The 12,238-nt window shown below is 68.7% G+C and carries 10 protein-coding genes and 1 pseudogene; 4 read left to right on the forward strand and 7 right to left on the reverse strand.

What is annotated here, in order from left to right:
• Positions 1 to 29: 29 nt before the first annotated feature.
• The 3 genes from Aple_RS13280 to Aple_RS13290 are packed head-to-tail and all read right to left on the reverse strand — an operon-like array spanning position 30 to position 2,475.
• A complete protein-coding gene (locus tag Aple_RS13280; RefSeq protein WP_155344848.1) occupies positions 30 to 752 on the reverse strand; it encodes an amino acid ABC transporter ATP-binding protein in 723 nt (240 codons plus the stop codon).
• Positions 752 to 1,597, reverse strand: a complete 846-nt coding sequence (locus Aple_RS13285; RefSeq protein WP_155344849.1) for an amino acid ABC transporter permease — start codon at positions 1,595 to 1,597, stop codon at positions 752 to 754. The genes Aple_RS13280 and Aple_RS13285 overlap by 1 nt, the downstream gene beginning before the upstream one ends.
• Entirely contained in the window at positions 1,594 to 2,475 is an 882-nt protein-coding gene (locus Aple_RS13290) for an ABC transporter substrate-binding protein (RefSeq protein ID WP_155344850.1), read from the reverse strand. The genes Aple_RS13285 and Aple_RS13290 overlap by 4 nt, the downstream gene beginning before the upstream one ends.
• A gap of 201 nt (positions 2,476 to 2,676) precedes the next feature.
• Here Aple_RS13290 and Aple_RS13295 point away from each other — a divergent pair, with 201 nt between their 5' ends.
• Complete coding sequence (locus Aple_RS13295) at positions 2,677 to 3,789, forward strand: ZIP family metal transporter (RefSeq protein WP_155344851.1); 1,113 nt, start codon at positions 2,677 to 2,679, stop codon at positions 3,787 to 3,789.
• Between the two features lie 25 nt (positions 3,790 to 3,814).
• Positions 3,815 to 3,956 (forward strand): annotated as a pseudogene (locus Aple_RS56620) (DivIVA domain-containing protein); the annotation flags it as partial.
• 320 nt (positions 3,957 to 4,276) lie between these two features.
• Here Aple_RS56620 and Aple_RS13305 read toward each other — a convergent pair.
• From Aple_RS13305 to Aple_RS13320, 4 genes are read right to left on the reverse strand one after another with little or no spacing between them, the layout of a single operon-like run.
• Entirely contained in the window at positions 4,277 to 5,938 is a 1,662-nt protein-coding gene (locus Aple_RS13305) for a glycoside hydrolase family 127 protein (protein WP_246264430.1), read from the reverse strand.
• A gap of 22 nt (positions 5,939 to 5,960) precedes the next feature.
• Positions 5,961 to 6,749, reverse strand: coding sequence for a carbohydrate ABC transporter permease (locus Aple_RS13310; protein WP_155344854.1), 789 nt, complete (start codon positions 6,747 to 6,749; stop codon positions 5,961 to 5,963).
• Positions 6,746 to 7,675, reverse strand: a complete 930-nt coding sequence (locus Aple_RS13315) for a carbohydrate ABC transporter permease (RefSeq protein ID WP_155344855.1) — start codon at positions 7,673 to 7,675, stop codon at positions 6,746 to 6,748. Before Aple_RS13315 ends, Aple_RS13310 begins: the two co-directional genes overlap by 4 nt.
• Positions 7,676 to 7,724: 49 nt before the next feature.
• Positions 7,725 to 8,990, reverse strand: coding sequence for an ABC transporter substrate-binding protein (locus tag Aple_RS13320; RefSeq protein ID WP_155344856.1), 1,266 nt, complete (start codon positions 8,988 to 8,990; stop codon positions 7,725 to 7,727).
• 172 nt (positions 8,991 to 9,162) lie between these two features.
• Here Aple_RS13320 and Aple_RS13325 point away from each other — a divergent pair, with 172 nt between their 5' ends.
• Positions 9,163 to 10,179, forward strand: coding sequence for a LacI family DNA-binding transcriptional regulator (locus Aple_RS13325; protein ID WP_155344857.1), 1,017 nt, complete (start codon positions 9,163 to 9,165; stop codon positions 10,177 to 10,179).
• Positions 10,180 to 10,233: 54 nt separating this feature from the next.
• A complete protein-coding gene (locus tag Aple_RS13330; protein ID WP_155344858.1) occupies positions 10,234 to 12,147 on the forward strand; it encodes a putative Ig domain-containing protein in 1,914 nt (637 codons plus the stop codon).
• Positions 12,148 to 12,238 lie beyond the last annotated feature (91 nt).

A 12,238-nucleotide genomic window follows, 5' to 3' on the forward strand; every position in this document is an offset into this window, starting at 1 on the left:
CCGGAATGCCGCGATCGCGGACGGTGGCGTCAGCCGTACAGGAATTCGCGGGTTCTGGGGTTTTGGGGGGCGTCGAAGATCTGGGCTGGGGGGCCGTGTTCGAGGAGGGTGCCCTGGTCGAGGAAGCAGATGGTGTCGGCGATGTCGCGGGCGAAGGACATCTCGTGGGTGGCGAGGATCATGGTCATGCCGGACTGTTTGAGTTCGCGGATGATGCCGAGGACCTCGTTGACGAGGGTGGGGTCCAGGGCCGAGGTGACCTCGTCCAGCAGGAGCAGGCGGGGGTGGGTGGCCAGGGCCCGGATGATGGCGACGCGCTGTTGCTGGCCGCCGGAGAGGCGGTCGGGGTAGGTGCCGGCCTTGTCGGCCAGGCCGAAGCGGGCGAGCAGGTCACGGGCCTGGGCTTCGGCCTGGGTGCGGGGCACGCCGTGGACCTTGCGGGGGGCGAGGGTGATGTTGTCCAGGACGGTCATGTGCGGGAACAGGTTGTAGGCCTGGAAGACGATGCCGATGCGCTGGCGGATCTGGTCGGGGTTGGCGCGGACGTCGGTGATCTCCTGGTCGTCGAGGTAGATGGCGCCGTCGTCGACGGTTTCGAGCAGGTTGACGCAGCGGAGCAGGGTGGATTTGCCGGAGCCGGAGGCGCCGATCAGGCAGACGACCTCGTGCGGGTCGACGGTGAGGTCGACGCCGCGCAGCACGTTGTGGTGCCGGTAGCGCTTCCAGACGCCGTCGATGGTGAGCAGGGCCATCAGCCGCCTCCGCGCTGCCGGGCCGCGCGGGCGGCGAGGTGGTCGGTGAACCGGGCCAGCGGGACGGTCAGCGCGACGAACAGCAGCGCGGCCGCCAGGTACGGCGTGTAGTTGAAGGTCTTGCCGACGTGGATCTGGACCTGCCGGAGGGCTTCGAGCGGCCCCAGGAAGGCCACCAGGGAGGTGTCCTTCTGGAGCGAGGCGAAGTCGTTGAGCAGCGGCGGGACCACGCGGCGGATGGCCTGGGGGACAACGACGTGCCGCATGGTCTGGGCGTGGGAGAGGCCGAGGGAGCGGGCGGCGGCGCGCTGGCTGGGGTGGATGGAGTCGATGCCGGCGCGGAAGATCTCGGCCACGAACGAGGTATAGGAGAGGACCAGAGCGATGATGCCCAGGGTGACCGGGTCGCCGGGCGTGCCCTGGAGTTCCAGGGCGGGAATGCCGAAGCCGACCAGGTAGATGAGCAGGATGACGGGGATGCCGCGGAAGATGTCGGTGTAGAGCACGGCCAGCGCGCGGAGCGGGAAGAACACGGGGGCGCGCAGGCCGCGGACGAGGGCGACGCCCAGGCCGAGAATGAGAATGATCGGCTCGGCGATCATGAAGAGCATGACGTTGAGCAGGAAGCCGCGCAGCACGTCGGGGAGCGCGGTGACGAGAGCGTCCCAGTTGAAGAACTTGTCCTGGACACGCGGCCACCCGGGCGCGGCGGTGATCAGGACGACCACCACCATGACCACGACGATCGTGGAGATGGTGGCGGCGGAGAGCGACCGCCGGCCGCGGGCGCGCAGCAGCGCCTCGCGCGCCAGCTGGCGGTCGCTCTTGACCCAGTCGGTGCTCACGAGAGTTCGGGGGCGCCCGCCGTGGAGGTCAGCCACTGGCCTTCGATCTTGGCGAGCTCACCGGAGGACTTCAGCGTGCCGAGCGCCTGGTTGACGCAGCCGACGAGCGGGTTGCCCTTCTCGAAGAGCAGGCCGAACTCCTCGGGAGCGCCGGAGGTGGCGGCGAACTGGCCGACGATCTTGGAGCCTTCGATCTGGGCGGCGGTGACGTAGAAGGCGGTGGGCAGGTCGAGCACGATGGCGTCGATCTGCTTGTTCTTCAGCGCGGTGACCACGTCGATCTGCTGGTTGAAAACGCTCGGCTCGGCGTCCGGCTTGATCACGTCCTGTACGGCCTGCAGCGCCGTCGTCCCCACCTGCACGCCGATCTTGGCGCCCTTGAGCGCGGCCAGCGAGGTGGCCCCCGCGACCGAGCCCCCGTCCAGGGCGACGACGGCCTGCTTGACCGCGTAGTACCCATCGCTGAAGTCGACGGCCTTGGCCCGCTCGGGGGTGATCGAGACCTGGTTGATGTCGAAGTCGAACTTCTTCGGCCCGGGCGCGAACGAGGAGTCGAACGGCACGACCTCCCACGCGACCTCGGCGGGGGTGAAGCCGAGCGTGGTGGCGACGGCCGCGGCGACCGCGCCCTCGAAGCCCTGCCCGTTGGCGGGGTCGTCGTCCTTGAACCACGGCTCGTACGCGGGCTTGTCGGTCCCGATGGTGAGCTTGCCCGGGGTGATGAGCTTGAGCTGATCCTTCGCACAGGGGGCCGACGAACTGGCGGGCGCGGCGGCCGTGGCGGTGGCGGTGGCGGTGGACGGCTGGTTCTCGGGCGCGCAGGCGACCGACGCCAGGGCGAGGACACCGGCGGCCAGGAGCAGTGCGGAACGGGGCAAGGTGGCCTCCGGGGACGCGCGGGGGAATTTCCTACCGAGGATGTCGGAATACTCCGGCCTCGGCAAACCGAGTCTGGCATGACTACGGCCTCGCCCTCAAAGCGGACGGTCAAGACACCCGCCAGGAGGTGTAAACAGATAGTGGCTGGTAATCTACTCTCAGTAATCGTCGCAGGTGGTTTGGGCAAAGGGGGAGCGCAGGTGGAGGCAGGATCTTCGAGCGGGGTGGCGTGGGTGGCCGTCGCGCTGGTCTCGCTGTCCACCCTCGGGGGCGCGTGGATGGCCAGGCGGCATTCTCGCCGGGTCACCGTCTGGCTGGCCATAGCCTCGGCGCTGATGCTGGTCACCGCCTTGATCGACCTGCTGCCCGACGCCTGGCGGGAGTCGGTCGAGAAGGGCGTGCCGCTGTGGGCGATGGGCGTTTCGATCGCCGTGGGCTTCGTGGTGGTCACCTACTTCACCCGGAAGGAACACGCGCAGGTGTCAGGACCCGGCGCCCGGCACGCGCCCGGCCTGCATCGGCGGGTGCGGGAGTGGGCCGGAGCCGCCCTGTTCGGCGGCCTCGGCACGGCCGCCGCGCTCACCGTGCACCGCGCGATCGAGGGAGCCACCCTGGCGTTGAGCGCCTCCGCCGTCGTCGTGATCGCGCTGGTGGTGCATTCGGCCAGCGAGGGCCTGGCCATGGTCGCTCTGCTGGACATGGCGGGGCAGCGCCTGGCGCCGCTGCTGGCGGTGGCGTGTGTCAGCCCGGTGGTGGGGATGGTGATCGGCACGCTCAGTCCCGTGCCCGGCCAGGTCGTGCCGATCCTGCTCGCGGTGGCGACCGGAATCCTGTTGCGTACGGCCATACTCGGCGTTCGGCTCGCGGCGAGCAGGCACGAGGACCGCCGGGTGCCGAGGCGGCATGTGCTGACCGCCGCCGGGGTGGCCGCCACGGTGGCACTGGCGATCAGCGCGTTGCAGTGGATTCCCGGGCAGCCGAACCTGGCCGAGAAACAGGTGCTCGGACGTGTCATGGCCCGGCCCAGAACCGTGCCGACCCCGCTCCGGCCCTCCCCCACGCCGTTTCCACTTCGCGATAGAAGGCAGCTGCGTGCCGCTTTCGCGTCGGGCGCGCTGAGCCTGGCGCAGGTGTTCGCGCGGACCGATCGGCTGACCCTGCGGACCCGGGTGGCGTGGCTGCTGGACGGCCACCCCGGCTACCACCACGACCACATCGCCGACTTGTTGCACGTCAACGGCATCACGCCCGACCACACGGTCGGCGACCTGAACGAACGGCAACGCGCCCGCCTGCTGGCGAAACTGTCATAGGGCGCTTCCCGAAAGGAGACCCCTCATGGGCGAGGGATACGACCGCGTGCTGACCGCGGAGGACGTCCGCAACCGGGTCTTCTCCACCAGCCGGCTCCGGGAGGGTTACGACCTCGCGGAGGTCGACCTGTTCCTGGGCGAGGTGGAGCTCAGTCTCAACCGCCTGCACCGGGATTACGAGCAGCTGAAGGCGCGCTGCGGCCTGTGCAGCACGGCGCTCGCCCCCACCTGGCAGGGCGGGGCCGAAGTGATCGCCGCAGCCCAGCGGCAGGCTGAGGCGATCATCGCCGAGGCCGAGGCCCGCGCTCGCGACCTGGAACTCGAACTGCGCGAACGGCTGCGCCGGGCCGCGGAGATCCTCATGGTGACCGAGCAGGAGCACGCCCGCGACCTGGAGGTCCGCCGCCAGCAGGCCGACCGCAGGCGCGCCGACATCCAGGACCACCTCTCCTGGATCAACAACCTCGTCGGCGACCACCCGTAACCATCACTTGCCCGGCATCCACACCCGCATAGTGGCCGGACCGCGATTCCCCCACCGGTGGTACGGCACCAGCCGCAACGTCGACTCCTCGGCCTCCCCGAGGGTCGCGGCCCGCACGTCGAGCTCCACAACGCCGTCCACGACGTCTTCCTGAGGGGCCACGTCGGCATCGACCTGGAGGAGTTCCAGGGAAGGCCCGCCCTCCGGCGACTCCGCGCAGTACACGAGCGGGCCGCGTTCGACCGCCACGCACCCGCGCACCGCGTCCACCCGCGGATCCGGCTGAACCCACCGAGGCTGGACATCGAAATCAACGGCGAACACATCCCCAGGAGCCCAGACCCGCAGGTCCGCGTGCTCGCCCACGCTGATCCGCCGAGGCTCGGCGGGCGCGGACACCACATGCACCGCGACCCCGCCCTCCCACGGATATCCGGTTTCGACCCGCAATTTCAGCCCATCATGGGAAATTTCGCTCGGGGTCGGATGATGGATCTGGATCCCCTCGGACGTCCCCGTCGCCAGGTACGCCGGCAACGACGCGAACGTCCGCGCCAGGTTGTTCGGGCAACACGACACCGCGAACCACGGCGCACGCAGCGCCCCCTCGGCCCGCGGGTTCACCCCGTCCGACGCCTGCCCCGGCACCCGAACCTGCAACGGATTCGTATAGAAGAACGACCTCCCATCCGAAGCGGGCGACGCCGCGATCACGTTGTACAACGTGCGTTGCGCCTGCTCCGCATACCGCCGCCGCCCGGTCGCCAGCAACAGCCGATGGGACAACATCACCGACCCGACCGCCGCGCACGTCTCCGAATACGCCCGATCCGGCGGCAACTCGAAATCATCCCCGAACGACTCCCCGGAATGCCGCGACCCCATCCCGCCGGTCAGATGCGTACGCCGGGCGATCGTCCTCTCCCACTGCGCTTCGACAGCGGCCAGCAATTCGCTGTCCCCCGTCTCCACGGCCACATCCACCGTCCCGCAGGCCAGATACATCGCCCGGACGGCATGCCCGCGAAACACCTCCGCCTCACGAACCGGCACATCGTCCTGGAAGTAAGCCCGCCCGAACTCCACCTCCGCCAGCGCGGGCCCACCCCGTCGCTCGACGAAACGCCGGGCCATTTCCAGATAACGTTCGGTCCCGGTCACCCGATAAAGCTCGACCAGCGCCATCTCAATCACGGGATGCCCGCACACCTCGGCACTGTCCATAAAGCGCCGGCACACATGATCGGCCACGCGCCGGACCGCATCGGTGAACGGATGCTCCCCCGACGTGCGCCACCGCGCCACCCCGGCCTGGATCATGTGGCCATAGCAGTAAAGCTCGTGCCCCCACTCGAAATCCCGATACCGATCCCCGCTCCACCGCGTGTTGAGATAGCCATCGGGCTCCTGCGCCGACACCACCGTCTCGGCCAGCTCGTCGAAACGCGGATCGCGCGCCCACGCCATGCCTTCGAGCAGCTTGTACACCTCGGAGTCGGCGAATTCGCGCCCGCGCGCGGGCTCGCCGCGAAAGTTGCCGATCCAGCCGAGCTTCTCCATCCAGTCCTGGCAGTGGCCGATGATCACTTCTTGGTTGAGTTCGCGCAGGTGCCCCCAGAAGCCGGGCGACAGCCGTACAGCGTCGAGGCCGAGGGGGGTGAGCACGCCATTGGATGGAACGACTGGGTTAACCACGCAAAGCTCCCGACATGAATCCGCGCACGTAGTAGCGCTGGAGGAGGAGGAAGATGGCCAGGCAGGGTAAGGCCATGAACACCACGCCGGCCTGCATGGTGGGATAGTCGACGGCGCCGAAATCGTGCAGGCGCATGTTCACCACGGCGACCGGCAGGGTGAACCGATCATTGGAACTGATCAGGATGAGCGGGGCCACGTAGTCGTTCCACGAGGCCAGGAACGCGAACAGGCCGACGGTCACCAGGCCGGGCACGACGGCGGGCAGCAGGACCCTGGTCAGCGCGCGGAAACTGCCGCAGCCGTCGATCATGGCGGCTTCGTCGAGGGTGCGGGGCACCGATTCGAAGGCGTTGCGCATCATGAAGACGGCGAACGGCAGCTGGAACATGATCATGACGAGCGCCAGGCCGATCAGCGAGTCCTGGAGCCCGAACCAGCCGAGCATCACGTACAGCGGGATGAGGATGGTCGGGTAGGGGACCATCAGGATGGCCAGGATCAGCACGAACAGCAGCCCCCGGCCGGGGAAGCGGAAGCGGGCGAAGGCGTACCCGGCGAAGGTGGCGACGATGAGCGTGCCGCCCACGGTGAGCAGGACCAGGATGACGGTGTTGGTGAGGTAGGTCCCGATGCCTTCGCCATAGTTGGCGAGCTTGCGGTAACTGTCCAGGCTGAAGGCGTCCCCGAGGCGGATGGACGACCAGCCGCTCCACACGATCGGATAGACGAAGAACAGCGAAATGATGACCATGCTGACGTAGTACGTGGGTCGTTTCATGACGTCTTCCGCCGGATGAAGGCGAGCTGGAGCGCGTTCAGCAGCACCAGCGCCGCGAGGACGAGCACCGACATGGCCGCCGCCGAGCCCAGGTTGAAGCGGATGAAGGCCTCCCGGACGATGACCATCACCACCGACGTGGTGCTGCTGCCGGGGCCGCCGCGGGTGAGGATGTAGAACTGCTCGAAGCCGAGCAGCGAACCGGTAATCATCAGGCAGAGCACCAGCGCGATGGTGGGCCGCATCAGCGGCAGCGTGATCCGGCGGAACGCGTGGCCGGCGGACGCGCCGTCCACCCGGGCCGCTTCATAGAGCTCGGTGGGGATGGCCTGGAGCCCGGTGAGCAGGATCAGCATGTTGAAGCCGGCCCACCGCCAGATGACCAGGGTGACCGTGGAGCCGAAGGCGACCCCCGGATCCCCGGCCGTCCACGACACGGGCGCGTCGATCAGGCCGACCCATTCGAGGATGTCGTTGAGCGGGCCGATCTGGTCGCTGAGCAGGCCGAAGAACAGCAGCGTCGCCGTCGCCCAGCCGACCGCGGCGGGCAGGAAGAACGCGCCACGGAAGAACCCGACGCCGGGACGGCGGTTCTGGATCAGCAGCGCCAGCCCGAACGAGATGGCGAACAGCAGGACGGTGACGACGGCCGTGTATTTCAGGGTGAAGACCACCGCGTCCAGAACGAGCGCGTTGTCGGCGACCTGAGCGTAGTTGGCAGGCGCGTTGAACGAGGGCGGCCCGAGCAGGGGCCACTTGTTCAGCGACATCCACACGACCAGCCCGAGCGGGAGCAGGAAGAACAGGGCGACGATCACCGTTGCCGGGGCCGCGTAGGCGAGCCCGGCCAGGCCGGGTGAGCGGCGGCGCCGGGAACGGGCGTGCGTGGCCTGGGCAGGCCGGACGCGTTCGAGAAGGTTGGTCATTCGTTCTCCTGCCGGCGCCCCGGAGAATCCCGGAGCGCCGGCGAGTCCGCTACTGCTGGTTGAGTGAAGCCGTGATCGTCGCCGCGCCCGCCTTCAGCGCCGCCGCCGGATCCGTGCCGAACAGCGCGTCCCGGAGGGTCTTCAGCCACGGGCTCTGCGAGTCGTTGTAGGACTCGTTGAACTTCAGCGCGTACGGCGTCTTCCCCACCGCCATCACTTCGTTCATGGTCTGCACCCGGGGGTCACTCGCGGTCAGGTCGGTACGGGCGACCGTGGTCCTGCTCTTGGTCTGCAGGTCGCTCTGCACCTGGTCGGAGAGGGTGAAGGCCAGGAATTCCCACGCCGCGTCGGCCTGCGTCGTGGTCGCGCTGATGCCGATCACGTCACCGCCGACGAACGTGGAGGTGCCGCCGTCGACGCCGGGGATGGGCGCGACGCCGACGTCGATGCCCTTCTCCTCCAGCAGCCCGAGCCACGCGGAGGGACCAGGGGCGACGCCGATGTTGCCCGCCTGGAGCGCGCCCAGCCAGGTGGTGCCGTTCTCCTCCTTGGAGCCCGGCGCGGCCACGCCGTCCTCGAACAGCTTGCGGTACACGTCGAACACCGCCCCCATCGGACCCGCGTCGACGGTGGACTGGGTTCCTTCGGGGTTCATCACGTCGCCGCCCCCGGCCCACACCGACGGCCAGAACGTGAACAACGTGCACCCGCCGCAGTTGCCGCCGAAGTAGGTGCCGTAGGTGTCGCCGCCCACCTTCTCCCGGATGGTGGTGGCCTGCTCGGCCATCTCCTTCAGCGAGGTCGGCGGCTTCTCCGGGTCGAGGCCCGCCTTCGTGTACAGGGCCTTGTTCAGGAACAGCACGGAGGTGTCAACCGTGTGCGGGACCGCGTAGATCTTCCCGTCCACGGTGGCTTCCTTGATGTGCGCGGGGGCGACCTTGTCCTTGAACGGCAGCGCGCCGAACCGCTCGGTGACGTCGATCCACAGGCCCTGCGAGACGTAGTTGGGGGCGAACACGACGTCGGAGGCGAACAGGTCAGGCAGGTTCTTGCCGCCCGCCGCGGTCGCGATCTTGGCGGGGTACTCCTCGTTCGGGTACGCCGTCACCTCGACCTTGTTGGTGTGCGACGCGTTGTACGCGTCGGCCAGGGCCTTCGTGTGGGACTCGGTAGCAGCCCGGGTCCACACCTTGATCGTCACCGGGGCCTGACTCTGATTGGCCGCCGGTGGACTCTCGGCACCGCCGCCACCACCGCACGCGGTGGCCAGCAGCGCGGCGGCGAGCAGCGCGCCGAGGCGTCGAGGCATATCCATAGTTCTCTCCTCTGCATCCCCCGAAGCACACTGAAAAGGTTTTCGGAAACGTAAACGCAACATGAGACAGTGTCAAGGGGTGTCCGGCTTGCCCGCAAGGCCCAACTGGGGTTATGGTCTGCGAAATCGGGCTAGGATAACGATCCCATACCAACAGAAAAGGCTTTCGCTGATGACTCCTCCCCGACCACGAGCGGCCACGATCAACGACGTCGCCGCCCTCGCTGGCGTCTCGATCGCGACGGCGTCCAAGGCGCTCAACGGACGCGGGCAGGTGCGGGACGAGACCAGGCGGCGCGTGCTGGTAGCCGCGGAGGAGCTGTCGTTCCAGCCGAACGCGCTGGCCAGGAGCTTGATCTCCGGGCAGACCCGGACGGTCGGGCTGCTCACGAGCGACAGCGTGGGCCGTTTCGGCATCCCGGTGCTGCTCGGCGCCGAGGACGCGTTCGGGGCCGGGGAGATGTCGGTGATGCTCTGCGACGCGCGCGGCGACTCGATCCGCGAGCAGCATCACCTGCGCACGCTGCTGGCCCGGCGGGTGGACGGTCTGATCGTGGTGGGCGAGAGTACCGACCCGCGCCCGTCGATCAGCCGGAACCTGCCGCTTCCGGTGGTCTACGCGTACGCGCCTTCGGACGATCCCGACGACGTCTCGTTCGTGCCCGACGACGTGGAGGGGGCGAAGCTGGCCGTGCAGCACCTGGTGACGCTGGGTCGGCGGCGGATCGCGCACGTGACCGGGCCCACCCACTACCGGGCGGCGCAGGACCGGGCCGAGGGCACCCAGGCCGCGCTGGCCGAGGCCGGGCTCGAGCTCGTCGGCGGGCAGCCGCTGTTCGGGGTGTGGTCGCAGCGCTGGGGCCGGCAGGCGGCCGAGATCGTGTTGAAGCACGAGGTCGACGCGGTGATGTGCGGCAGCGACCAGATCGCGGCCGGGTTCATCGAGGCGGCGCGGGAGCGCGGGCACCGGATCCCGGACGACATCGCCGTGGTCGGCTACGACAACTGGGAAGTGCTCTCCGCGGAGACGCGCCCGCCGCTGACCACGATCGACATGAACCTGGAGCGCCTCGGCCGCACAGCCGCCCAGCACCTGTTCGCCGCCATCGACGGGAAGGCCACGCCCGGCGTGCACCGCATGCCCTGCCGTCTGGTCATCCGGGAGTCGAGCTTGACCGGTACGGTGTGACACTTTACCGTCCGCGCCTGAAAACCTATTCCGCGACGGAAAGGGTCTCAGGCCATGAGACGGCTCACCGTGGTGGCGACCATGCTCGCCGCCTTACTCGTGGGGGTTCCCCCCGCCCACAGCGCACCAACCGCGCAGGTCATCGACCTGTTCGGCCGCAACGTCAACAGCTACGGCGTCAAGCTGGTGGACTGGCAGGGCTACCTCGCCAACCCGTACGTCGAGCTGACCGTCCGCCCCCCGGCTGACGTGCCGTTCCCGGTCTCCATCGAGCTCCGGGCCGAGGGCACCTCGCGCCTGATGATGGACCTGCCCAGCCAGCTCACCGCCACCGGCGCGATCAAGACGCTCACGTTCGCGAACGCGTCCGAGCAGAAGATCTTCCGGCTGGCGATCCACTCCAAGCGCGGCCCCGGCGCCGATGAAAGTTACACGCTGCGGCTGAACATCAGGGACGGGAGCGGCACGACGTACCAGCAGTCGATGCCGATCCGGGTGCAGCAGGACGAGAAGACCGCGATCCAGCCCACGATCCCGATCAATTTCGACTACCGCTTCGACACGATCACCGGGTACTTCGGCAACGCCGCCTTCCGGACCGCGGCGGAGGAGGCCGTCCGGGACTGGTTCCGCTTCTTCGACCTGCAGCCGTTCGACACGGTGGCCGCCGGGGCGGACAACAACCACCTGCCGGGCAACGACTGGCAGAACACCATCAACGTCACCAACAACGCGGCCTTCACCGGCATGTACGTGTACTTCCGCGGCATCCAGACCCCGTACTCGACCGGCTACCCGGCGAACAACGGCCGCTATCACACCAGGAACGGCACGCAGGTCCCCGGCCCGCTGCACCGCTCCACCGCGATGATCTTCGAGTACGACGAGGCCGGCAAGCAGCTCTTCACCTCGCTGGCCGACGAGGACTGGTATCGCACCAACATCCAGGGCCCGGTCCTGGACGTGCACGGCCTGGTCATGCACGAGTACGGCCACGCCGTCGCCTTCCACAGCGACTGGGCGGGCATGCGCTCCTACGTGGCCGGCGGCGGGAACGACCCGGACGTGGTCGCCTACCAGGGCTACCCCGTGCCGCTGGACAGCAGCTACCACATCCCCGGTGACCAGCGTTATTGGGACCGGCTGAGCGGGCAGAGCGGCGGCTGGACGCATCTGTTCCCGACCCGGAGGTGGATGCTGACCAAGCTTGCCCTGCTGGTGGCGGAGAACGCGGGCTGGAAGATCAACCGCAACCTCACCCCGTTCCTCGCGCCGGCCATCCTCACCACGACGGTGCCGCAGGCCACCCGGGGCAGCGCCTATCAGCAGACGCTCGCCGCTCAAGGTGGGGTGCCGTTCTACGACTGGCAGGTCGTCGGCGGCGCGCTGCCGGCCGGGCTGAGCCTGGACCGGTTCACCGGCACGATCAGCGGCACGCCCACCACCGCGGGCACCTCGAGCTTCACCGTGCAGCTGCGGGACTACGACCGGCAGAGCGCTCCGGTCACCCGGTCCTTCCAGCTCACCGTGTCCGGCGGCGGGACCACCCCGGTCAACCTGGCCGGGACCGCGACGGCGTCGGCGTCGTACACCTCGCCGTGGGAAAGCGTGGCCGCGGTGAACGACGGCGTCGATCCGGCGCTGTCCAACGACACGGCCAATCCGCGCTGGGGCACCTGGCCGCAAACCGGCGCGCAGTGGGCCCAGCTCACCTGGCCCGCGGCGCAGCAGGTCAGTTCCGCGGAGGTGTACTTCTTCGATGACGGCGGCGGCGTCCGGGTGCCGGCCTCGTGGAAGCTTCAGTACTGGAACGGGACCGCGTATGTGGATATCCCGGGCAGCTATCCGGTGGCGCTCAACGCGTACAACCGGGTGACGTTCCCGGCGGTCAGCACGACCCGGCTGCGGGTGGCGCTGCAGAGCGGCGCCGGCTCGGTCGGCCTGCTGGAAGTCAAGGCCTACTCCTGACCTGTAGGCCTTGACGCGCGGTTACGAAAACCTTTTCCATCCGCAGCCTTCACTAGGGAGGCTGCTCTATTGACAGCCTCCCTAGTTAAGT

This window comes from Acrocarpospora pleiomorpha (assembly GCF_009687885.1).
Lineage (GTDB): Bacteria > Actinomycetota > Actinomycetes > Streptosporangiales > Streptosporangiaceae > Acrocarpospora > Acrocarpospora pleiomorpha.